17 protein-coding genes and 1 tRNA gene are annotated in these 20,289 nt (G+C 71.8%); 4 read left to right on the plus strand and 14 right to left on the minus strand.

Annotated elements, in window-relative coordinates; all coding sequences use genetic code 11:
• Nucleotides 1-24: 24 nt before the first annotated feature.
• On the minus strand, nt 25-1,425 hold the full coding sequence (locus tag ACWCP6_RS15345; RefSeq protein ID WP_450933057.1) for a peptidoglycan-binding protein: 1,401 nt from the start codon (nt 1,423-1,425) through the stop codon (nt 25-27).
• Between the two features lie 236 nt (nt 1,426-1,661).
• On the opposite strand from ACWCP6_RS15345, the gene ACWCP6_RS15350 reads away from it, so the two are divergent.
• The 4 genes from ACWCP6_RS15350 (at nt 1,662) to ACWCP6_RS15365 (ending at nt 6,653) form a co-directional block, all read left to right on the plus strand.
• Nucleotides 1,662-1,735, plus strand: a tRNA-Lys gene (locus tag ACWCP6_RS15350).
• Between the two features lie 110 nt (nt 1,736-1,845).
• Nucleotides 1,846-2,535: a FadR/GntR family transcriptional regulator gene (locus ACWCP6_RS15355; RefSeq protein WP_450932909.1), complete on the plus strand. Its 690-nt coding sequence runs from the start codon at nt 1,846-1,848 to the stop codon at nt 2,533-2,535.
• Nucleotides 2,536-2,832: 297 nt separating this feature from the next.
• Entirely contained in the window at nt 2,833-4,719 is a 1,887-nt protein-coding gene (locus tag ACWCP6_RS15360) for a glycosyltransferase family 2 protein (protein WP_450932910.1), read from the plus strand.
• Nucleotides 4,716-6,653, plus strand: coding sequence for a galactose oxidase-like domain-containing protein (locus ACWCP6_RS15365; RefSeq protein WP_450932911.1), 1,938 nt, complete (start codon nt 4,716-4,718; stop codon nt 6,651-6,653). Before ACWCP6_RS15360 ends, ACWCP6_RS15365 begins: the two co-directional genes overlap by 4 nt.
• 80 nt (nt 6,654-6,733) lie before the next feature.
• Here the strand turns inward: ACWCP6_RS15365 and ACWCP6_RS15370 are convergent, their stop codons facing one another.
• The 13 genes from ACWCP6_RS15370 to ACWCP6_RS15430 all read right to left on the minus strand — a co-directional run bounded on the left by ACWCP6_RS15370 (nt 6,734) and on the right by ACWCP6_RS15430 (nt 20,202).
• Nucleotides 6,734-7,735 (minus strand): glycoside hydrolase family 6 protein, encoded by a 1,002-nt coding sequence (locus ACWCP6_RS15370; protein WP_450932912.1) that lies wholly within the window; start codon nt 7,733-7,735, stop codon nt 6,734-6,736.
• Nucleotides 7,736-8,008: 273 nt separating this feature from the next.
• Nucleotides 8,009-8,668 (minus strand): class F sortase, encoded by a 660-nt coding sequence (locus ACWCP6_RS15375; protein WP_450932913.1) that lies wholly within the window; start codon nt 8,666-8,668, stop codon nt 8,009-8,011.
• 117 nt (nt 8,669-8,785) lie between these two features.
• Nucleotides 8,786-9,367, minus strand: coding sequence for a hypothetical protein (locus ACWCP6_RS15380; protein WP_450932914.1), 582 nt, complete (start codon nt 9,365-9,367; stop codon nt 8,786-8,788).
• Nucleotides 9,368-9,547: 180 nt separating this feature from the next.
• Nucleotides 9,548-10,327 (minus strand): HAD-IIA family hydrolase, encoded by a 780-nt coding sequence (locus tag ACWCP6_RS15385; RefSeq protein ID WP_450932915.1) that lies wholly within the window; start codon nt 10,325-10,327, stop codon nt 9,548-9,550.
• Nucleotides 10,328-10,479: 152 nt separating this feature from the next.
• The gene (locus tag ACWCP6_RS15390; RefSeq protein ID WP_450932916.1) at nt 10,480-11,550 is read right to left on the minus strand and encodes a 2-aminoethylphosphonate ABC transporter substrate-binding protein; all 1,071 of its coding nucleotides are present in this window, start codon (nt 11,548-11,550) and stop codon (nt 10,480-10,482) included.
• A gap of 55 nt (nt 11,551-11,605) precedes the next feature.
• Nucleotides 11,606-12,403, minus strand: a complete 798-nt coding sequence (locus tag ACWCP6_RS15395; protein WP_450932917.1) for an ABC transporter permease — start codon at nt 12,401-12,403, stop codon at nt 11,606-11,608.
• On the minus strand, nt 12,390-13,349 hold the full coding sequence (locus tag ACWCP6_RS15400) for a 2-aminoethylphosphonate ABC transporter permease subunit (RefSeq protein ID WP_450932918.1): 960 nt from the start codon (nt 13,347-13,349) through the stop codon (nt 12,390-12,392). Before ACWCP6_RS15400 ends, ACWCP6_RS15395 begins: the two co-directional genes overlap by 14 nt.
• Nucleotides 13,342-14,403: an ABC transporter ATP-binding protein gene (locus tag ACWCP6_RS15405; protein WP_450932919.1), complete on the minus strand. Its 1,062-nt coding sequence runs from the start codon at nt 14,401-14,403 to the stop codon at nt 13,342-13,344. Before ACWCP6_RS15405 ends, ACWCP6_RS15400 begins: the two co-directional genes overlap by 8 nt.
• Entirely contained in the window at nt 14,400-15,143 is a 744-nt protein-coding gene (locus ACWCP6_RS15410) for a phosphonatase-like hydrolase (protein ID WP_450933058.1), read from the minus strand. The genes ACWCP6_RS15405 and ACWCP6_RS15410 overlap by 4 nt, the downstream gene beginning before the upstream one ends.
• A 38-nt stretch (nt 15,144-15,181) precedes the next feature.
• Nucleotides 15,182-16,309, minus strand: coding sequence for a TIGR03364 family FAD-dependent oxidoreductase (locus tag ACWCP6_RS15415; RefSeq protein WP_450932920.1), 1,128 nt, complete (start codon nt 16,307-16,309; stop codon nt 15,182-15,184).
• 168 nt (nt 16,310-16,477) lie between these two features.
• Nucleotides 16,478-17,245, minus strand: a complete 768-nt coding sequence (locus ACWCP6_RS15420; protein WP_450932921.1) for a GntR family transcriptional regulator — start codon at nt 17,243-17,245, stop codon at nt 16,478-16,480.
• Nucleotides 17,246-17,296: 51 nt separating this feature from the next.
• On the minus strand, nt 17,297-18,484 hold the full coding sequence (locus ACWCP6_RS15425) for a hypothetical protein (protein WP_450933069.1): 1,188 nt from the start codon (nt 18,482-18,484) through the stop codon (nt 17,297-17,299).
• A gap of 440 nt (nt 18,485-18,924) precedes the next feature.
• Nucleotides 18,925-20,202, minus strand: coding sequence for an ROK family transcriptional regulator (locus ACWCP6_RS15430; protein WP_450933059.1), 1,278 nt, complete (start codon nt 20,200-20,202; stop codon nt 18,925-18,927).
• Nucleotides 20,203-20,289 lie beyond the last annotated feature (87 nt).

Raw genomic sequence — 20,289 nt, forward strand, 5'->3', positions numbered from 1 at the left:
CCGTCATGCGATCCGTGCCTGAAGTCAGGAGAACAGCCGCCGCCAGGTCTCGGGCCCGGGATAGCCGTCCGCCGTGGCGCCGCGCCAGCCCTGGGCGCGCTGGAAGGCCTCGACGGCCCGCCGTTCGGCATCCGTCCAGCGCGCCCCGGAGCCCGTGGGGGCGTACCCGCCGACGCGCTTCCTGGCGAGCTGCCGGCCGAGCAGGGCGACCCAGTCGTTGGACTGGCCCGGCCGGAAGTACGCACCGCCCGGGAAGGCCGGCACCCGCGCCGCGTCGTCCGTGCCGCCCCCGGCCGCGGCACGTCGGGCCGTGACGTCTCCGGGCGCGGCACTTCGGACGGCGACGTCTCCGGGCGCGGCGGCCCCGGCCGCGCGTCCGGACACCGAGGCCTTGGGGATGTCGTGACCCTTGTGGTTGACCAGGTAGTCCCAGGTGACGGGCCCCGGGATGCCGTCGGCCGCCGCCCCGGTCCAGCCCTGCGCCTTCTGGAAGGCCTGGGTGGCCGACCGGTCCTGCTCGGACCAGAGCGGCCCGGCGCCGTCGGGGTAGAAGCGGGCCCCGCCACGGGCGATGAGCATCTCGCCGAGCTGCGTGACGTAGGCGTTGTCCGCCCCGGGGCCGAAGGAGCCGGCGCCGGGGAAGGCGACCGACGTCCCGGTCGGCTCGGCGCCGGCCGAACCGGTGGAGATCCCCTTGTAGCGGTAGGGGACGTAGCGGTCGGAGTTGCTCCAGTAGGCGTACGGGGTGGACTGCTTGCGTGCGTGCGGCGGGGTCTCCTCGTACGCGGTGTAGTACGTGTGGGTGTAGTCGGTCCAGCCGCCGAAGATGGTGACGTGCGAGCCCTTCGTGGGATCCGCCTCGTTGTGGAAGAGCAGGATGTCGCCCGGCTCCAGATCGTCCTTCTTGATCTTCGTGCCGAAGGATCCGAGGCTGCCGGTCCATTCGTTCGTGCCGAGGTTCCAGGCCATCGAGACGAAGCCCGAGCAGTCCTGCCGGTACCCGTCCGACCAGTACTTCGACATGCTGTACGGCACCTTCGCGGTCACCCACTTCTTGGCCCGCTTGATGATGTCCGTGCGGGTCGTCTGGGGCAGCCCGGCGCCGCTCTGCGGCTTTCCCGGCGAGCCGGCGGCCGGGTGCAGGGGGCCCTTTGCGCCCTGCGGGGTCTCCGGGCCGTCGCCGCCGTCGTCGGCGGGCGCCCCGCGCGCGGTCCGGTGTTCCGTCGCAGCCGCGGGCACGGCCTGTGCGCCCGCCAGCGCGGCGCCCGCCGCGACGGCCAGCACCAGCGCGCGCCGGGCCCCGTGGGCGGCCGGGTGACCGCCGAGCCGCACCGGCAGGGACCGGGCCAGGGCCCGCCACCGCGCGCATCCGGGGCACTCGCAGCCACTCGCGGGCTCGATCTCCTCGAACGCCGGAACCGCCAGGCGATACCCCTCCATGCGATTCCCCTCACACTCCGGATGGACGAACGGGACGGAACGCCCGCGCTTTTGCACGGTCATCACTTTCCCAACTGTCCTGAAATATTGCATATTGACACACCGAATGATGGATCCGGCCGCCTTTTCAGACCCCCTGAAAGACCCGGCCGGGGGACGGGGACGGCAGTCCGCGGTCCGGAGCACCCCCGGATGTCGGGTAGAGTTCTCCGGGTCAGCAGGCGCCGCTAGCTCAGTTGGTTAGAGCAGCTGACTCTTAATCAGCGGGTCCGGGGTTCGAGTCCCTGGCGGCGCACCGACCGGAAAGGCCCCTCGCTTCGAGCGAGGGGCCTTTCTGCTGTTCACAGGCGTTCGCACCCGTCCGCAACGGTTCGCCGACGGGGTCCGGACGGCTACCGTTGGCCCATGGCGCGCGACATCCAGGAGCGGATCAAGAAGCTCATCATCGACCGGCGGCTGCCTTCCGGAGCACCCCTGCCCACGGAGCCGGAGCTGATGGAGCTGCTCGGGGTCAGCCGGAACTCCGTCCGCGAGGCGCTGAAGGCACTCCAGGCGATGGGGATCGTGGAGATCCGCCACGGTTTCGGCACCTATGTCGGTCCGATGTCCGTCGCACCCATGATCGAGGGGCTCACCTTCCGCACGGTCGCCGGGCACTACCGGGGCGAGGACAGCCTGCTCCAGCTGCTCGAACTGCGCGAGGCCGTGGAGACCGGTCTGATCGCCCGCCTCGCCGGCCACATACCGGACGCGGACCTCGCGGAGCTGGACGCACTGGTGGACCGCATGGACACGGAGGCCGCGGCGGGCGCCGTCGGCGCCGACACCGACCGCGCCTTCCACGCGGCCCTCTACCGGGGCCTGGGCAATCCACTGCTCCGCGAGGTGCTGGAGGCGTTCTGGGACGCCTTCCACCGGGTGCGCACCGACCTGGTCGACGTGCCGCAGGACCCGAAGGTCACCTGCCGGCAGCACCGGGAGATCCTGGACGCGGTGCGCTCGGGTGACGTCCTGCGCGCCGAACGCGCACTCCGGGAGCACTTCGGGAACATCCGCATCCGCCTCGGATCACCCCCCGTGTCCGGTACGCGGTGAGAAGAGCACTCTTGCGATCATGGCTCGGGGCGTAGAACCCTGACGGGGAGCCTTGGGCTCCCATGAGGCAGCGCACTGAGGTCAGTTGGGGGACATCGGACCAGTGCTGCCGGACCGTGAACGGGGGGCCGGTTCATGAACGTATGCCAAGGGGGGCATCATGCAACCGGAAGGCCGCCGTGCGCTGTCTAGGGTGACGGTGGCCTGTCACTGATCTGCCCGGGGGTGGTCGAGGGGGACCCGAGCCGAGCCCAAGAACGACGAACACGCGGTGACTCGCGTGTAGGGGGATGACTCATGACGTGGACGCCGACGGGCGCCCGACCTGACTTCGACCCGTCCCAGACAACCCGACTGAGGGTGCCTTCACACCGGACCGGCGGCCTTCGCAGACTGAAGAAGTCGCTCCCGAGATACGACTACGAGCACTACAGCAGGCTCGCGGGCCCCCTCACCCAGCCCGACCCGGACAAGCCGTACCGGGTCCGCTACCGCTCCCTGCTGTCGCAGGAGCCCCATCGCATCCGCGCGGCCCTGATGCTGGGCGCCGCGCCGCTGCTGTCCCTGGTCCTGCTGTTCTGGCTGCTCCAGCCGGAGCACTGGACCGAACGCGACTATCCGCAGTACGACTTCCTGCCGGCCCTCGACGTCGTCATGCTGATATCGATCGGCCTGATCGAGTTCTTCCGCTGCATGAACGTGCTGTCGAACGCGCACGCGACGCTCGTCGCACGCGACCCGATACCCGTCGTGCCCGAGACCGGCACCCGCGTCGCCTTCCTCACCTCCTTCGTGCCCGGCAAGGAGCCGCTGGAGATGGTGACGAAGACGCTGGAGGCAGCGGTGAAGATCCGTCACCGCGGGCTGCTGCACGTCTGGCTGCTCGACGAGGGCGACGACCCCGCGGTGAAGAAGGTCTGCGAGCGCCTGGGCGTGCACCACTTCTCCCGCAAGGGCATCGCGAAGTGGAACACCGCCAAGGGCCCGCACCGCGCCAAGACCAAGCACGGGAACTACAACGCCTGGCTCGACGCGCACGGCGACGACTACGACTACTTCGCCTCCGTCGACACCGACCACGTGCCACTGCCCAACTACCTGGAGCGGATGCTCGGCTTCTTTCGCGACCCCGACGTCGGCTTCGTCATCGGCCCCCAGGTGTACGGCAATTACGACACGTTCGTCACCAAGGCCGCCGAGTCCCAGCAGTTCCTGTTCCACGCGCTCATCCAGCGCGCGGGCAACGCCTACGGCGCCCCGATGTTCGTCGGCACCTCCAACGCCGTACGCATCAAGGCGCTCCAGCAGATCGGCGGGCTGTACGACTCGATCACCGAGGACATGGCGACCGGATTCGAGATCCACCGCCACAAGAACCCGGCCACGGGCCGGAAGTGGAAGTCGGTCTACACCCCGGACGTGCTCGCCGTCGGCGAGGGCCCGAACGCCTGGACGGACTTCTTCACCCAGCAGCTGCGCTGGTCCCGCGGCACCTACGAGACGATCCTCAAGCAGTACTGGAAGGGCTTCTTCTCGCTGCCGCCGGGCAAGCTCTTCAACTACACGATGATGATCATCTTCTACCCGATGTCCGCCCTCAACTGGATCCTCGCGGCGCTGAGCTGCGCGCTGTTCCTGGGCCTGGGCGCCTCGGGTGTGAACATCGACCCGACGGTGTGGCTGATGCTGTACGGCAACGCCTCCGCGTTGCAGATCGGCCTGTACATCTGGAACCGCCGCCACAACGTCTCACCGCACGAGCCCGAGGGATCGGGCGGTGTGGCGGGCATGGTCATGTCGGCGCTCTCGGCCCCGATCTACGCACGCTCCCTCATGGACGCCGTGCTCCGCCGCAAGAGCAAGTTCGTGGTGACCCCCAAGGGCGACTCGGCCAGTCCGGACACACTGTTCGGCACCTTCCGGATCCATCTGTTCTTCATGGTGATCTTCGGCGGCTCGATCGTCGCGTCCTTCTTCTTCGGGCACTCGCACCCGGCGATGGTCACCTGGGCGTCCTTCGCCCTGCTGATCACCGCGTCGCCGATCTTCGCGTGGCAGTACACGCTGCGGCAGGAGAAGAAGAAGCCCCGTACGCCACCGCCTGCGCCCACGCCTCCGGAGAGGCCGAGCTGGGCCGGTGACGACGAGACCATGCAGATCGCCCTTGGGGGACGCAACACATGAAGGACCGCTCCAGCTCCCGCCGCGCACGCCGCTGGGCGATAGGCACGGCGGTGGTCGTGGCGCTCGCCGGGATGAACGGACCCTGGCTGTACCGCTTCGGCACCGCCCAGTACCACGACTACGTCATCAACAAGCCCGAGTACAAGGCCCGCAACGGCCACTGGGACATCGTCGAATTCCCCCCGCAGTACCGGCAGGACACGATCCACGCGGCACTCCTGCACACCGGCAAGGTGCTGCTCATCGCGGGTTCGGGCAACAACCAGCAGAACTTCGACAAGAAGAAGTTCGACACCCGGATCTGGGATCCGGTGAAGAACACCATCAAGAAGATCCCCACGCCGAAGGACCTGTTCTGCACCGGCCACACCCAGCTGGCCAACGGCAATCTGCTGATCGCGGGCGGTACGAAGCGGTACGAGAAGCTGAAGGGCGACGTCAGCAAGGCCGGCGGCCTGATGATCGTCCACAACGAGAACCCGGACAAGCCGATCACGCTGCCCGCGGGCACCCGTTTCACCGGCAAGGCCAACCACAAGACGTTCGTCTCCAAGGACCCGGTGGTCGTCGAGCGGGCGAAGAAGGTCTTCGACCCGAAGACCGGTGCCTTCGTGCGCAACGACCCGGGCCTCGGCCGCATCTACGTCGAGGCGCGGCAGAGCGGCGCGAAGTACGAGACCGGCACCCAGGACAACTACCGGATCCAGGGCCTGTCCGGGGCGGACGCACGCAACACCTACGGCATGGCGCAGAAGCTCGCCCTCGACAAGAAGGACTTCCAGGGCATCCGCGACGCCTTCGAGTTCGACCCGGTCGCCGAGAAGTACATCAAGGTCGACCCGATGAACGAGGCCCGCTGGTACCCGACGCTGACGACGCTCAGCGACGGCAAGGTGCTGAGCCTGTCCGGCCTCGACGAGATCGGACAGCTGGTGCCGGGCAAGAACGAGGTCTTCGACCCGAAGACGCGGAAGTGGACGTACACCAAGGGCATCCGCCAGTTCCCGACCTACCCGGCGATCTCGCTGATGCAGAACGGCAAGCTCTTCTACTCGGGTTCGAACGCGGGCTACGGCCCGGACAACGTCGGACGTGACCCGGGCGTGTGGGACCTGAGGACCAACAAGTTCAGCAAGGTCCCCGGGCTGAGCGACCCGAACATGATGGAGACCTCCGGCACGGTGCTGCTGCCGCCCGCCCAGAACGAGAAGTACATGGTGATCGGCGGCGGCGGGGTCGGCGAGTCCAAGCTGTCCAGCAAGAAGACCCGCATCGTCGATCTGAAGGCGAAGCACCCGCGGTTCGTCGACGGGCCCGAGCTGGAGAAGGGCACCCGCTATCCGCAGACGTCGATCCTGCCCGACGACACCGTGCTGGTCTCCGGCGGCTCCGAGGACTACCGCGGCCGCGGTGACTCCAACATCCACCAGGCGCGCATCTACCGGCCGGACAGCAACACCTTCGAGCGGGTCGCCGATCCGCTGGTCGGCCGCAACTACCACTCGGGCTCGATCCTGCTGCCCGACGGCCGGGTGCTGTTCTTCGGTTCGGACTCGCTGTACGCCGACCAGGCCAACACCAAGCCGGGCACGTTCGAGCAGCGCATCGAGATCTACACGCCGCCGTATCTGTACCGGGACTCGCGGCCGTCCCTCGGCGGCGGTCCGAAGACCATCCCGCGGGGCGGCTCGGCGACGTTCACCTCGGCGCAGGCCGCGTCCGTCAAGTCGGCCCGGATGATCCGGCCGAGTGCGTCGACGCACGTCACCGACGTCGACCAGCGCTCCATCGCGCTGGACTTCAAGAAGACGGACGACGGCATCACGGTCACCGTCCCGAAGAACCGCAATCTGGTCGAGTCGGGCTGGTACATGCTGTTCGTGACGGACGGCCGGGGGACGCCGAGCAAGGCGCAGTGGGTGAAGGTGCCCTGATCCTCGGCGAGTTGCGCGGCGCGAGGGCGTCCTCCGGCACGGAGGGCGCCCTCGCGCCGTACTGACCACCGGGCCCAGGGCTACCGGGACGCCTTCGCCAGCTTCAGCGCGTACGACGCCCACCACTGCCCCGCCTTCGGGCCGCCCTTGCAGGTGCCGTCCGACTCGCCGGGGCGCTTGACCCAGACGTAGGCGTGGACGAGCGGGTCGCCGGTCTTCGTGGTGGGCGCCTCGCCGAGGGCACGGCCGGGCGGGTTGCACCAGCGCTCGTCCGGGTCGCCGCCGGTGTAGGGGCCGTTGCCGTTGCGGCTGGTGTCGATCAGGAAGGGCTTGCCCCCGACCTTCGCGGACAGCTCCTTGCCGTACCGCGTACTGTCCGCCGTCGAGTAGAAGTTGGAGACGTTGACGGTGAAGCCGTCGGCCTGGTCGATGCCCGCCCGCCGGAGCGCCTGGAAGATCTGGTCGGGCTTGCCCCAGCCGGCGTTGCCCGCGTCCAGGTAGACCTTGGTGTTCTTCAGCGACGTCAGCTTCGTGACCGCGCCCTTGAGGAGGTCGTAGCGCTCCTCCGCGAACTGGGCCGGGGTACAGCCGTCGACCAGGTGCAGCACCGCGTCCGGTTCCAGGACGACCGTCGCCGGACGGTCCCCGATGCCCTTGGCGACACCGTCGATCCAGGCGCGGTAGGCGTTGCCGTCGGCTGCGCCGCCGCTGGAGTAGTTGCCGCAGTCGCGGTGCGGGATGTCGTAGAGCACGAGCAGCGCGTCCCGGTTCGCCTTCCCTGCCGCCTCGGTGAAGCCGCGGGCCTCCTGCTCCGGGTTCTCGGGGCCGATCCACTCGCCGGTCGGCTGTTCGGCGATCTTCCGGATCTGCGCGGCTTCGCCCGTGCGGCCGTCCTTCTCGTACGCGGCGGCCTGCCGCGCCGCCGTCCCGTCCGGGTTGACCCAGTACGGGTCGCGGCTCCTGGGCTGCTGCTTCACTTTCGCGCCCGCACCGTCGTCGTCCGAACCGCCCGAGGAGCATCCGGCCAGCAGCAGCGCCGCCCCCATGATCGCCGACGACACCCTCAGCGTCCTGCCGTACATCCACTCCCCCTCGGGTGCACCGTCTGGCTCTCCATCGTGACACAGGAGCCGGTGACCACGGGAAGGGCGCAAGGGGGTGCGCCCGCGTCGCCGATCGGGGGCGCGCGAGGCGGCGCCCGGGTCACCGGACCAGCGTGCGAGGGGCGCTTGCGTCGCCCGGACACGCGCCGCGAGGGGGTGCGCCCGCGTCAACGGGGCGCGAGGGGGCGCCCGCGTCAACGGGCCGCGGGGGTCGAGGAGATGCCTGCGTCGACGGCGGGGGTCGCCCGCCGGTCAGCCGTGCGTCAGATAGGCGCTCACGACCACGTTCGCCGTATACGCGTGCCGCGACCGGTCGTAGCGGCCTCCGCAGGTGATGAGCCGCAGTTCGGCCCGGCCCTGCTGGTGCGGCCCGTACACCTGCCCGGCGTCGAAGTGGTCGCGCGACTGGACCTCGATGTCGTCGACGGTGAACTCGGCGAGGGTGCCGTCGGCACGGGTGACGCGGATCTTGGCCCCGGGGCGCAGCGCGCTGAGCCGGTGGAACACGGCGGGGCGCGAGTCGGTGTCGAGGTGGGCGACGAGGAGGGCGGCGCCGGGTGCCCCGGGTGCCGGTCCCCCCTGGTACCAGCCGACGGTCTCGGACTGGTCGTAGGGCGGCGGGTCGACGGCGCCGTCGCGGTCGAGCCCGCGGGGGACGACGGGCGCCTGCACCTGGATCGAGGGGATGTCGAGGCGTTGGGGCGCTGCGGAACTCAACGGATGCGCCGCGGGCGGGAGTTCCACCTCCAGGGGGCGGCCGACGGCGGCCACGTCCCCCGTGGTCGGTCCGGACAGGCCGCCGGGTACGTCAGTGAGGTCGCTGCCCCACAGCCACAGTCCGAGCAGCAGCACCGCCCAGGCCACGCCCATGAGCAGCCGCCCGGTTCCCGATGAGGGTTCGCCGTCCGACATTCCCGTGCGCCCTTTCGCTGTTCCCGGCACCTTGATCACGTCGCCCCCGGAGCGTTCGCCGGGTCGTCCCCGGCACCGTCCCTGCGTCGCCCCGGAGCCCGCATCACGCCCCGCCGCTCAGTGGGCGCCCGGCGGCCGGCGCCGGCGCGCGCTGCGGAAGGCGACCACGGTCGCGGCGACCCCGGCGAGCACGAGTCCGGTGACGGTCTGCACGGCGCCCGGGCCGTTGTCCTCGGCCCGCTCACCGGCGACCGAGATCGGGGCGGTGCCGCCGCCGCCGGCGCTGACGGGCGCGGTCGGCGAGGGAGCGGGCCGCGCCGGGTCGACGACGTGGAGGGTGCCCGTGATCCGGGTGTCCTCGCAGGTCACCGTGATGGCGTGGTCGCCCGGCGCGATGGACGACCGGACCCGGGCCTGGGCGACCAGGGTGGGGAGCCCGGCGGTGGGCGCGGCGGCCGCGGGGGGCGCCGCGCCGCCGGAGGGCGCGAGGTCGGCCGGGGCCACGAAGGCGTCCGAGTCGGCCCGGCCGCCGGCGCCGTGGCAGCCGGAGACGTTCAGGTCGACCTCGGCACCGGGCCGCGCGGCCGACGGATTCGCGGTGACCGTTCCGCCGCCGACCGCATGGGCGGCGGCGACGGGCGCAGCCGCGAGTACGACGGCCACCACTGCGGCACGGAGAGCTAGTGCCGATGTACGCATCGTGAACCTCCTGACACCGGCAGGTTCACGCACTCGGCGGGTTTCCGCATCCGGGACAGGCCCACTGTGGGCCATCCGGGCGACGCCCGGCACGCGCACGTCGGACACCGCCCGGCGGCCGGTCCCCGGCTCCGCACGGGGCCCGGCGCCGGACGTTCGGACGGGTCGACGAGGTCCGCGTCAGACCAGGTCGACGAGGTCCGCGATCGAGTCGACGACCTTGGAGGGCCGGAAGGGGTGCCGCTCTATGTCCGAACGGTCGGTCAGCCCGGTGAGCACGAGGAAGGTCTCCATCCCGGCCTCCAGCCCCGCCAGGATGTCGGTGTCCATCCGGTCACCGATCATCGCGCTGCTCTCCGAGTGCGCCCCGATCGAGTTCAGCCCGGTCCGCATCATCAGCGGGTTCGGCTTGCCCGCGAAGTACGGGCGCTTCCCCGTGGCCTGGGTGATCAACGCCGCGACCGCGCCGGTCGCGGGCAGCGGGCCCTCGGGCGAGGGACCGGTCTCGTCGGGGTTGGTGGCGATGAACCGGGCCCCGCGGTCGATCAGCCGGACCGCCTTGGTCATGGCCTCGAACGAGTAGGTACGCGTCTCGCCGAGCACCACGTAGTCGGGGTCGTCGTCGGTGAGGACGTACCCGATGTCGTGCAGCGCGGTCGTCAGGCCCGCCTCGCCGATGACATACGCGGTGCCGCCGGGGCGCTGGGAGTCCAGGAACGTGGCCGTGGCCAGTGCGGATGTCCAGATGTTGGCCTCGGGCACGTCCAGGCCCATCCGGCTGAGCCGGGCGTGCAGGTCGCGCGGGGTGTAGATCGAGTTGTTGGTGAGGACCAGGAACGGCTTGCCGGTCTCGCGCAGCTTCTTGATGAAGGCGTCGGCGCCGGGAATCGGCACGCCCTCGTGGATGAGGACGCCGTCCATGTCGGTGAGCCAGGATTCGATCGGCTTGCGCTCTGCCATCATCGGGCGGTCTCCTGCCGTGACACGGTGGTGCGATGTGCTGGGGGCGCCGCCACAGCACTGTGCCGACGCCCCCAGCCTAGTCAGCCCCTGGTGATCGTGACCCTCCCGATACCGTGAACCTTCCGCCGGCTGCCGGCTGCCGGCGAGGATCAGCTGCCGGTCGCCGACTTCCAGGCGTCCACGTAGCTCTGCAGGTTCTTGTCGATGTCGGCCCAGTCCGGCTGGAAGACCTCGACGCCGTCCATCAGCTTGGCCAGCGCGATCGCGTTCGCGTCGGTCGCCTTCACGTCCTTGCGTGCGGAGAAGCCGCCGCCGATCTCGCTGACCTGCTGCTGAGCCTTCTGGCTGAGCATGAAGTCGAGGAGCTTCCTGCCGTTCTCGCTGTGCGGGGCCCTGTTCACGAGCCCGGCGGCGTAGGGCAGGGCGAACGTGGTCGGCTTGCCGCCCTTCTTCGCCGGGAACCAGATGCCGAGGTTCGGCATGTCCTTGGACTGGGCGTAGTTCATCTGCACATCGCCGTTGGCGACGAGCAGTTCGCCCTTGTCGACCTTCGGCGCGAGCTTGCCGGTGGACGCGGAGGGGCCGACGTTGTTGGCCTGGAGCTTCTTCAGGTACGCCAGGGCGGGCTCCTTGCCGCCGAAGTCGTGCATCGCCTTGATGAGGACGGCGGTGCCGTCGCCGGCCACACCGGGAGTGGAGTACTGGAGCTTGTCGCTGTACCTGCCGCCGGTGAGCTCGTCCCAGGTGGTGGGCGCGGTCTTCAGCTCCTTCTTGTTGTAGACGAAGCCGAAGTAGTTGTTGACGACCGAGGTCCAGGTGCCGTCCTCGGCCTTGTCCGCGCCGTCGACCTGGTCGGCGCCCGCGGGGTCGTACTTGGCGAGCAGTCCCTTGCCGTCGGCCTGCTGGATGAACGGCGGCAGCGTGACGACGACGTCGGCCTGCGGGTTGCTCTTCTCGCGGACGGCGCGCTGCACGATCTCGCCGGAGCCGCCCTCGACGTACTTGACCTTGATACCGGTCTTCTTCTGGAAGTCCTTGAAGACCTGGTCGTACCAGCCGTCGCCGTTCTCGCCCTTGAGGCCGTCGGCGCTGTAGACGGTGACGACCTTGTCGTCGGAGGCTGCGGAGTTGCCGCCGCAGGCGGTGAGCGAGGCGGCGAGGGTGAGGGCGCCGGAGACGGCGGCGACCGGGCGGACGGCGTTTCTGACGTGGGTGCGCATGACGAAGTGAACTCCTCGACGGGGACGGTGCGTACGGAACGGGCGGGGGGGTGGGTCAGCGGTAGGAGGCCTTGGTGCGGATCCGGGAGACGGCGAGCAGCACGAGCAGGGTGGTCCCCATCAGCACCACGGAGATCGCCGAGCCGGTGAACAGCGAGCCACGGTCGGTGGTCGCGAAGATCTGCACGGGCAGCGGCATCCAGTCCGGCGGGTAGAGCATCATCGTGGCGCTCAACTCACCCATGGACAGGGCGAAGCAGAGCCCGGCCGCCGCGTTCAGCGAGGGCAGCAGGAGCGGCAGCTTCACCCGCAGGAGGACGTACGCCGGCCGGGCGCCGAGGGACGCCGCGGCCTGCTCGTACGCCGGGTCGAGTCGCACGATGGCAGCGGAGACCGACCGATGGGCGAACGCCGTGACAAGGACCGTGTGCGCGAGGATGACGATCCACCGCGTGCCGTTCAGCAGCATCGGCGGCTGGGAGAAGGCGACCAGGATCGCGAGCCCCACGACCACGGACGGCACGGCGACGGGCAGCACGAACAGGGCGTCCATGACCCTGCGCCCGCGCCTGCCCAGCGCGGCGGAGGCCAGCGCGGCCCAGCTGCCCACGGTGAGCGCGAGCAGGCTGGCGCTGACCGCCGTGACGAGACTGGTGACGAGGGCCTGGAGCGAGTCCCCGCGCGTGGCGGCCGTGTAGTGCCCGGTGGTGAACCCGGACGGAAACGCGCCCGACCAGTGCGTGGAGAACGACGCCGCGACGACGACGAGCAGCGGCAGCGCGAAGAGCGGGACGAAGAGCACGAAGAACAGCGCCCAGAGGGCCCACCTGCCCTTGCGGCTATGCACCAACACGACGGCTCACCACCCGGTACAGCCCGTAGAGACCCACGGAGATCAGCACATTGACGACGGCGACGACACACGCACCCGGATAGTCGGATTCGAGGATCGCCTTGCTGTAGACGAGCATCGGCAGCGTCGTGACGCCCTTGGCCCCGGTGAACAGCACGATGCCGAACTCGTTCAGGCACATGACGAGGACGAGGCTCCCGCCGGCGGCGAGTGCGGGCAGCGCCTCGGGAAGGATCACCTGCCGGACGATCCGGCCGGGCCGCGCCCCGAGCGAGGACGCCACCTCCAGCTGCGCGCCGTCGATCTGCGAGAACGCGGCGAGCAGCGGGCGCATCACGAACGGCGTGAAGTAGGTGACCTCGGCGAGGAGCACCCCCCACGGTGTGGCGAGGAACCGGAAGGGCCCCTGGGCGCTCCCGGTCACGTCGGTCCACATCCCGTTCGCCATCCCCACGCTGCCGTAGACGAACAGCAGCGCGAGCGTGATGAGGAACGACGGGAAGGACAGGAACACGTCGATGAACTTCGCGACGGCCCGGCCTCCGGGGAACGGCACGAAGGAGATCACCAGGGCGAGCACGAACCCGAGGACCACGCATCCGGCGGTGGACCCGGCGGCCAGCCACACGGTGGTGCTCAGCGCCTCACGGAACGCCTGCGAGGCGAAGACGCCGGAGTAGGGCGCGAGGGAGGTGCCGCCGGTGTCCGGCCGGAAGGACTGCCGCACGACGAGGGCGAGGGGGTAGAGGAAGACGAGGCCGAGAGCGGCGACGGGCGGCAGGGCCCACACCACGGCCGGCACGCCCCGGCCGGGCCGCCGCGGGCCCGATCCGCGCAGGGCGGTGGGGGCACCCGCCGCTCCGGCCGGGGCGGAGGTGTCGGCGAGTGCGGGCGCATCCCCCGGTGCCGGGTGCCTCGTCAGCAGGGGCTCACGGGGGCTACCCATCGGTGCCCACCCCTGCGGGCAGCAGCACCGCGTCCTCCGGCGCGAAGTGCAGGGTGACCTCGGCGCCCAGTGAGGGAGGCACCCGGAGGTCCCGTTCCCGCAGGTCCGCCATCACCCGGTGGCCGTCCACGTCGACGTACAGCCGGTGGGTGGCCCCGCGCCACTGGACCTCGCTCACGCTTCCGGTGAGCGCATTGGGCCCGGGGCCCAGGCCCACCACATGGGGGCGTACGCACAGGGTCGCCGAGGCGCCGGTGAGGGCGTCCGTCACGGCCACGTCGAGTGCGGTCCCGCCGAAGGTGACACCGCCCGCGCCCACGGTCACCGGCAGCAGATTCGCATGTCCGACGAAGCCCGCCGTGAACCGCGTCCTCGGCGACCGGTAGAGCTCCCGCGGCGTTCCGCAGTCCTGGAGCCGCGCCCGGTCCATCACGGCGATCCGGTCGGCCAGGGTCAGCGCCTCGACCTGGTCGTGGGTGACGTACAGGATCGAGACCTCGGGCAGCTCCCGGTGCAGCCGGGCCAGTTCGGCGAGCATCCCGGACCGCAGCTGTGCGTCCAGTGCTGACAGCGGCTCGTCGAGCAGCAGCACCCCGGGCCGGATGGCGAGCGCCCGAGCGATGGCGACGCGCTGCTGCTGGCCTCCGGACAGCTCCCGCGGATACCGCCCGGCGTAGGCGGCCATCCCGGTCATCTCCAACGCCTCGGAGACCCGGCCGGGTATCCCGGCCCTGTTCACCTTCTGCGCCTTCAGCCCGAAGGCGACGTTGTCCTCGACCCGCATATGGGGGAACAGCGCGTACTGCTGCACCACCATGCCGATGCCGCGCCGGTGGGGCGGCAGGTCCGTGACGTCCCGGTCACCGATGAAAACCCGCCCCGATGCGGGGCGTACGAACCCGGCGACGGCCCGCAGCGCGGTGGTCTTGCCGGAGCCGGACGGTCCGAGCAGCGCCATGACCTCGCCGGGCTCGACGGTCAGGTCGAGCGAGTCCAGGACGGTGGTCCCGCCGTAGGCGACGGACACCCGGTCGAACCGGATGCCGCTGCTCATCGCGGCCCCCCTTCGGGTCCGTCGGGGCGGCCCGCCCGGTCGAGGAGCGCCGGCAGTTCCGCCACCGAGCCGAGCACATGGGTGGCCCCGGCCTCGCGCAGCGCGTCGGCGCCGTGCGCCCCGGTGAGCACGCCGGCGACGAGGCCGGCCCCGGCGCGTACGCCGCTGAGCATGTCGTAGGACGTGTCGCCGACGACGGCGATCTGCCGCACGCCGTCCGCGGCCCCGGTCCGCAGGAACGCCTCCAGGACCATGTCCGGATACGGCCGCCCGCGGCCGCCCGCATCGGCCGGGCACAGTGTCAGCTCGAGCAGGTCCCGCCAGCCCAGCGCGTCGAGGATCGCGTCCTGAGTGACGCGGGCGAACCCGGTGGTCAGGACCACGGTCCGGCCGGCGGCGCGCAGTGCCTCGATGGTCTCGCGGGCCCCGGCGACGGGTGCGATCCGGCCCGCTTCGACCAGTTCGCCGTACGCCTTCTCGAAGGCCGCGTTGGCCCGCTGGGCCGCCTCCTCCGCCCCGAAGAGGTGCCGGAAGACGGAGATCTTCGACTCGCCCATGGTGGCGCGTATGTAGTCGAGCTGGTCCGTGTGCTCGGCGGAGCCGGGCTCGACGCCCAGTTCAGCGGCGGCCGCCGCGAAGGCCTGCTCGACGAGGCCCCCGTCGGCGACGGTGGTGCCCGCCATGTCGAGCACCACGAGACGGATGTCGTGGCCGGTTCCGGCGTTGTGGGTCGTGTCCATGGCCCCGGTCGCTTCCTTGTCGTCGTTCATGTCCGCTGTCACCAGCCCAGTTCGTCGGCGGTCCGCTCGGCGATCGCGGGCGAGCAGGTCATCCCGCGCCCGCCGGGCCCGGTGACCAGCCACACTCCGTCACGCACCTGCTGCCGGTGCACGACGCGGCCGGTGTCGGTGCACTGCGCGTACACGCCGGCCCAGCGGCGCCGGATCTTCGGCAGCGGGCGTCCGAGGAAGCCCTCGACGACCTCGGTGAGGTGCTCGTAGGGGTCCTCGACGGTGTCGAAGGCGAAGGGGTGCTCGTACTCGTGGGTGTCGCCGATGGTCAGCCCGCCGTCGCGGCGCTGCACCATCAGCAGCTGCATCCTGTGCACGGCGGCCGTCACGCCCTGCGGCTGCCGGGCGTTGAGTTCGTCGAGCGCCCCGGACGCGTACGCCGGGTAGTACCGGAAGCTGTCCGCGTCGGCGACCGAGGTGGTGAGCGGCTCGCCGAGCGGGTCGGTCTGCATCATCTGCAACCGCACCCGCCGGACGGGAAGTACGGGTCCCGCGAGCTCGCGCACGAGCCCACCGAGCCAGGCGCCCGTGCAGAGCACGACGACGTCGCCGCTGTGCACATCGCCGTGGTCGTCGCGGACCGCCGCCCGGTCACCGACGACGTCCCGGACCTCACGCCCGGGCAGGAAGGTGTAGCGCGGGGACTTCGACAGCTCGGCGCGCAGCGCGAGTTGTGCGGTGCGCGGCTCCACCGCGGCGTCGCGCTCGCAGTACAGCGCGGCCCCGAAGTCGCCGCGCAGGGCCGGATTGAGGGCGCGGGCCTCCTGCACGGTGAGCAGCTTGTAGCCCCGGGCGGCCGCGTCGGGACGGGCCAGGGCGGCTTCCGCGACGGCCCGTTCGAGGTCGCTGCGGACCGGCGTGAGCGAGCCGTTGGGGCGGAAGCCGAGGCCGGGGACGCGTGCGCCCATGCCCTCCCACAGCTCCCGGGCGCGCAGGGCGGTGTCGAGCTCCTCGCCTCCCGCGCGGCCACTCACCCAGATCTGGCCGAAGTTGCGGAGCGAGGCCCCGCGGGCCTCGGCCTCCCTTTCGATCTGCACGACCTCGTGGCCGCGCTCCAGTGCCTGCCAGGCGTGCATGGTGCCCACGACGCCGGCGCCTACGACTATCACTCTCACGGCGGTCACGCTCCTCGCGAAGGGTGGCCCGTTGCGGTCGGACCGGCAACGGGACGGTGAACTGCCACCCAAGCTTGGACTAGACCCGTTATGTTCCCGTTACCATTGTGCGATGAGGGTGTGGAGACCGGGTGCGGGTCCGCGCCCCCACCGGGGCGGCAGCAGCCCCTAGCGGCCGCTGCCGCCCAGGTGGGTGGTGAAGGAGAACCGGTCACCGCGGTAGAGCGTGCGCACGCGTTCCAGCGGCCCGCCCTCCGTGTCCCGGGAGACTCGGTGGATGAGGAGCATCGGCAGCGCGGGCGGCGTACCGATGAGCAGGGCCTCGCGGGGGGTGGCCAGCACGGTCTCGATCCGTTCGTCGGCGTCGCCGAGGCCGATGCCGAGCCGGTCGCGCAGATACCCGTAGTACGAGGAGTCCGGATCGAACTCGGTGTCGAGGTGCGGCACCCGGCCCACGGCGACGTAGGTGCTCTCCAGACCCACCCGCTCGTCGTCGGCGAGCAGGACGCGCTCCATGTGCCACACGGGCTCGCCGCGCGTCAGCCCGGTCTCGGCGGCGAGGGCGGGCGGGCACGGGAAGCGGTCGAGCGTGATGAGGCTGCGGCCGGGCCTGCGCCCCTGCCTGCGCACGCCCTCGGTGTAGCTCGCGAGCGACAGCGGCTGTTCCAGCTTGGGGCCCGCGACGACGGTGCCGCGCCCCTTGCGGCGCAGCCTCCCCTCCAGCAGCAGTTCGCGCAGGGCTTGGCGCACGGTCTCGCGCGCGACCTCGTACCGCTCGGCGAGGTCGCGTTCGGTCGGCAGGGTGCCGCCCTCCCCCAACTCGTCGACGAGCGCGGCGATACGGGCCTTGACCGCGTAGTACTTCGGGATGCGCCCGTGCTCGGGGATACCGGAGCGGACGGGTGCGCCAGGTGCCTGGTCGTTCGGGTAGTCCACGGGAGGGATGGTCGCAGACGGCGGTGAACAGCGGTTTCGGGCCGCCGTCGCTCAGCGGGGGCGGCGGGCCAGCGCCAGGAGCGCGGCGCCTCCGAGGACCATGACACCCGCGGCGGCGCCGAGCGCGAGGAGCGTCCCGCGCCGTCCGGTCTCGGCGAGTTCGGGCGCGCGGTGGCCGTGCTCGCCGTCGCGGTCGTTGCCGCTTCCCCGGTCGCGGTCCGTTCCGTGCTCGCGGCCACCGCCGTGCTCGCGCTCGTCGTCGTCGCCGTGTTCGGGGCCGCCGCCCCGATCGCCGTGGTGTGCGTGGTGCCCGCCGCGGGGCCGGCCGCCGTCGGCCGAGGGTTCCGCCGGGGTACCGGTACCGACGCCCGGGGTCGAACCCGTCGTGGGCCGGGCCGGGACGGAGGGGGAGGGTTCGGGCTGCTGCGAACGGCCCGGCCGGTCGGGTTGTGCGGTGGGCTGCGCCGACCCGCTGGGCAGCACCGGCTCGGTGCTCCGGCCGCCGGAGGCCGCCTCGACCTCGAAGGGGTACTCCTGCGACTCCCCCACCCAGTCCCCGTCGTCACCCCGGCGCTGCACGACGGCGGCCTCGGCGACGACCGCGTTCGCCCGTGCGTCGGCCGTCAGCGCCAGGCGCACCTTGACCGTCACGGTCTTCCTGGGCCCCACCGCGAATCCGGAGAACCCGTCGTCGAACACGGCGATGGTCTCGTCCCGGTCGGTCCGGTCCAGCTCCACGGGCCGCCAGCGGCTCCCGTCGTTGAACTCCATACGCACCTGGGCGGGCAGCAGCTGACGGCTCCGGTCCACGAACACGACCACCGGATGGATCCGGTCGCAGGTCACGTCCGTGGAGTTGGCGAGGTCGATCTCCCAGCCCTGGAAGCCGTCCCCGGCCCGGTAGACGCCCGGGCCGCCCCGGATTCGGGCGGTGAGCGGGAATCCGGGGCCGGCGGAGCCGCCGGGTCCGCCGAGCGCGGCACAGGTGGGCGACGCCTGCGGGGCGGGCGGGTACGGGGCGGCGCCCGCGGCCGACGAGAGACCGACGACGCCGGCCACGACACCCGCTGCGGCGAGTGCACCGAGGGTCAGGGAGCCGGGGGCGGAGGAGGCGGAGGCCGGGAAGGTGGCGCGGGGCCCGGGAGCGGGGGACGAGCCGGAGGGCCGGGAGCCCCGGGCCCGGGAGAAGCCGGAGAACACGGAGCCGGGGAGCAGGGATCTGAGCGGGCGCGGTCGCATGGAGCCCCCTTCGGTGAAGGCATCCGTCCGGGAACCCGGACACCACGGGTCGCCGCCGACGCTGTCACGCGACCCGCTCCGGGGCCCCGGCCGACGCGCCCGGCCCACCGATCGGACCCCGAGGAACCCCCGTGCGACACACAGCAGTTGCGAGCCCGGACCGGACGTGCTGGGGCGCCGCGCCCCCGGATGCGGGCCGCGCAGGCCCCTCACGGCACCCTCCGTGCCGTCCGGCGGTCACCCGCGATACGGGCGATGCGGCGGCACCGACGCCGTCGGGCACCACGGGCCGGGCGCGTCCTACCCGCTCACGAAGCCAACGCCGGCCCGCGGTGACGACCCCGGGGCAACGCCGGTCCGACGGTCCGCGGTGACCAAGCGGGCGCCGGCCCGCGGCAACGAAGCGAACGCCGGTGCTCCGATGACACCCCCCGGCCCGCTCAGCCCGCCTCCGCAGCCCCCGCGCGTCCGAACAGCGGGGCGAGCACCAGCTGAGCGGCTCCGTCGGCGATCCCCCGTGCCCCGCCCGGCGCGACCCGGACCGGGACGCGCTCGGTGCCCTCCCGCAGGGCGTGCTCCTCGAGAACCGCCCCGACGCCGCGTACGAACTGCTCCTCGTCCGCAGTGACGACCCGGCCGCCCAGCAGCACCAGGTCGATGTCCAGCAGCGCCACGAGGTTCGCGGCCGCGACCCCCAGCACCCGCGCCGCCTCGTCGCCCGCGCCGCGCGCCACGGCCCTCAGGCACAGCGCCTCCACACACCCCCGGTTCCCGCACTCGCACACCGGACCGTCGAGCTGGATCACCTGGTGGCCGAACTCCCCCGCCGCGGTCCGCGGGCCCCGGTACACGTCGCCGTCCAGCACGAGCCCGGCCCCGAGCCCCGTACCGAGGTGGAGGTACGCGAAGGAGCCGTGCCCCTTCCCGTGTCCCTGCCGGCGCCCCTGCTCCTGCCCGTACGGCTGGTCCTGCCCGTACGCCTGCTCGTTCCCGTACGGCTGGTCGTACGCGTGGTGGTGCCCGTACGCCCGGTCGTGCCCGGGTGCGCGGTCGTACCCCGGTCCGGAATCCTGTGCCGGCTCACCTGCCACGGCCAGGGCGAGCGCGATTCCGAGCGCCGCCGCGTTCGTGTCCTTGTCCACGACGACCGGCAGCCCCAGCCGCGCGGCCAGCGCCTCGCGCAGCGGAAAGCCGTCCCACTCCGGATAGCCGGTGACCCGTTGCAGCACGCCGAGCCGGTGGTCGAGGGGCCCCGGCAGGGCGACTCCGACACCGAGCAGGCCACCGCCGCCGGCCTCCAGCCCCTCCACGACGTCCTCCACGGCGACGGCCACGGCGTCGAGCACGGGACCGGCGCCCGCCCCCAGGTCCAGCGGCGCGCTCCGCTCCGCGACCACCCCGCCCACCAGGTCGACGAGGACCGCGGTGAGCTCGTCCCGGTCCAGATGCACCCCGACCGCGTGCCCGGCCTCGGGGACCAGCTGGAGCACGGTCGCGGGCTTGCCGCCCGTGGACGCCCTGCGCCCCGCCTCCACGGCGAGCCCGTCGCCCCGCAGCCGCGCCGTGATCTTGCTGACGGCCTGCGGGGTGAGTCCGGTGCGCTCGGCCAGCTCCAGCCGGCTGATCCCGGCCTCGCCCGCGGTCCTCAGCAGATCGAGCACGAGCGCGGCATTGTGCCCGCGCAGCGCCATGACGTCCGCGCCCGCGGCCCACCGCATCAACGACTGCTCCCCCTGTCGTCCTGTTGCCCTGTCCACGTCTGCCATTGTCGCTCCCGCTTGCACTTCGGCAACACCGTTGCTTAA

Source organism: Streptomyces sp. NPDC002004 (assembly GCF_053593975.1).

Coding starts and splice junctions, on each gene's coding strand:
- ACWCP6_RS15355 (WP_450932909.1), top strand. CDS start 1,846: ATGGCGCGCGACATCCAGGAGCGGATCAAGAAGCTCATCATCGACCGG.
- ACWCP6_RS15360 (WP_450932910.1), top strand. CDS start 2,833: ATGACGTGGACGCCGACGGGCGCCCGACCTGACTTCGACCCGTCCCAG.
- ACWCP6_RS15365 (WP_450932911.1), top strand. CDS start 4,716: ATGAAGGACCGCTCCAGCTCCCGCCGCGCACGCCGCTGGGCGATAGGC.
- ACWCP6_RS15370 (WP_450932912.1), bottom strand. CDS start 7,735: ATGTACGGCAGGACGCTGAGGGTGTCGTCGGCGATCATGGGGGCGGCG.
- ACWCP6_RS15375 (WP_450932913.1), bottom strand. CDS start 8,668: ATGTCGGACGGCGAACCCTCATCGGGAACCGGGCGGCTGCTCATGGGC.
- ACWCP6_RS15380 (WP_450932914.1), bottom strand. CDS start 9,367: ATGCGTACATCGGCACTAGCTCTCCGTGCCGCAGTGGTGGCCGTCGTA.
- ACWCP6_RS15385 (WP_450932915.1), bottom strand. CDS start 10,327: ATGGCAGAGCGCAAGCCGATCGAATCCTGGCTCACCGACATGGACGGC.
- ACWCP6_RS15390 (WP_450932916.1), bottom strand. CDS start 11,550: ATGCGCACCCACGTCAGAAACGCCGTCCGCCCGGTCGCCGCCGTCTCC.
- ACWCP6_RS15400 (WP_450932918.1), bottom strand. CDS start 13,349: ATGGGTAGCCCCCGTGAGCCCCTGCTGACGAGGCACCCGGCACCGGGG.
- ACWCP6_RS15405 (WP_450932919.1), bottom strand. CDS start 14,403: ATGAGCAGCGGCATCCGGTTCGACCGGGTGTCCGTCGCCTACGGCGGG.
- ACWCP6_RS15410 (WP_450933058.1), bottom strand. CDS start 15,143: ATGGACACGACCCACAACGCCGGAACCGGCCACGACATCCGTCTCGTG.
- ACWCP6_RS15425 (WP_450933069.1), bottom strand. CDS start 18,484: ATGCGACCGCGCCCGCTCAGATCCCTGCTCCCCGGCTCCGTGTTCTCC.
- ACWCP6_RS15430 (WP_450933059.1), bottom strand. CDS start 20,202: ATGCGGTGGGCCGCGGGCGCGGACGTCATGGCGCTGCGCGGGCACAAT.